The organism is Vibrio sp. YT-17 (assembly GCF_033337375.1).
GTDB classification, from domain to species: Bacteria; Pseudomonadota; Gammaproteobacteria; order Enterobacterales; family Vibrionaceae; genus Vibrio; species Vibrio alginolyticus.
In genome coordinates this window covers 1-1,033 of sequence record NZ_JAWOQP010000203.1, presented here as the reverse complement: position 1 = coordinate 1,033, position 1,033 = coordinate 1, and the positions used below count along the sequence as shown (strand labels likewise).

Here is a 1,033-nt window from a genome sequence, read left to right as displayed (position 1 = left end):
GAAACCTTCAAAGGCTTTAGCTGGGATATCGGATTTGAATGGCTACCACAAGAGCAAACGTTGGTGACGGTCAAAACTACCCAAGCAGCCGTCAACCCTGACCAAGATGGTGACTACAACTTACAGACTCGTTATCGCCTAGATATCAAACACGATTGGAACAGCTATTTAGCCACTCGTTTAGGTGGCATTTATCAAGAAGATGATTACACCGGCATCACGAGAAACGACGAACGATATACCCTTTCCGCTGGCGTTGATTATCAAATTAGACGCTGGATTCAATTGAAAGCGGATTGGCAATATCAAGACAAAACATCCAATCGTTCAGGTTATAGCTACGACCAAAATGTCTGGACGTTAAGCGCGCAATTTTCGTTGTAACAAGGAATGTTAATGAATCCATTATTCAAGTTAATTGGCCTAGCTCTGCTACTTTTCTGTACTTTTGTTAGCGCGAATTCAAACGAACAAGATTACCTACTCGATACTGGTGACACTATTTCAGTGCAAGTTTACGGGGTGGAAGATCTTTCTATTAAAAACATCCTCATCACGTCAGATGGTTACTTTGCTTACCCTTACCTTGGACGAATCAAAGCGATCAATAAAACGCCAAAACAGCTCAAATACGAAATCGAAACGGGCTTAAAAGGTGATTATCTGATCAAACCGAAAGTCATGGTGACAATCAATTACTTCCGTTTGTTTTACGTCAATGGCGAAGTTCGTAAACCCGGAGGATTTGAGTATCGACCAGGACTGACGATAGAAAAAGCCATCGCACTAGCTGGCGGGCTCACCGATAGAGCTTCACGTAAAAGCATTAACTTAACCAAACACAAAACTGGCAAAACCGTAGAAGGCGTAAGTATGCAGCGCACGGTTGAACCAGGTGACATTGTCTTTATTGATCAGAGCTTCTTCTAGTGACAGGTAATCAAATGAACGGAACTCATCCCAACAATTTCCAGATGAACAAAGTGGAACTGATTCGTTTTGGCCATCACTTTAAAACGCTGAAAAAAAACTG

The 1,033-nt window shown here is 42.0% G+C and carries 2 protein-coding genes; both read left to right on the top strand.

What is annotated here, in order from left to right:
* Positions 1–384, top strand: a 384-nt coding sequence (locus tag R7F67_RS24955) for an outer membrane beta-barrel protein (RefSeq protein WP_318057547.1), incomplete at its 5' end; no start/stop codon positions are given.
* Between the two features lie 12 nt (positions 385–396).
* Entirely contained in the window at positions 397–930 is a 534-nt protein-coding gene (locus tag R7F67_RS24950) for a polysaccharide biosynthesis/export family protein (RefSeq protein WP_318057546.1), read from the top strand.
* Positions 931–1,033 lie beyond the last annotated feature (103 nt).

Coding starts and splice junctions, on each gene's coding strand:
- R7F67_RS24950 (WP_318057546.1), top strand. CDS start 397: ATGAATCCATTATTCAAGTTAATTGGCCTAGCTCTGCTACTTTTCTGT.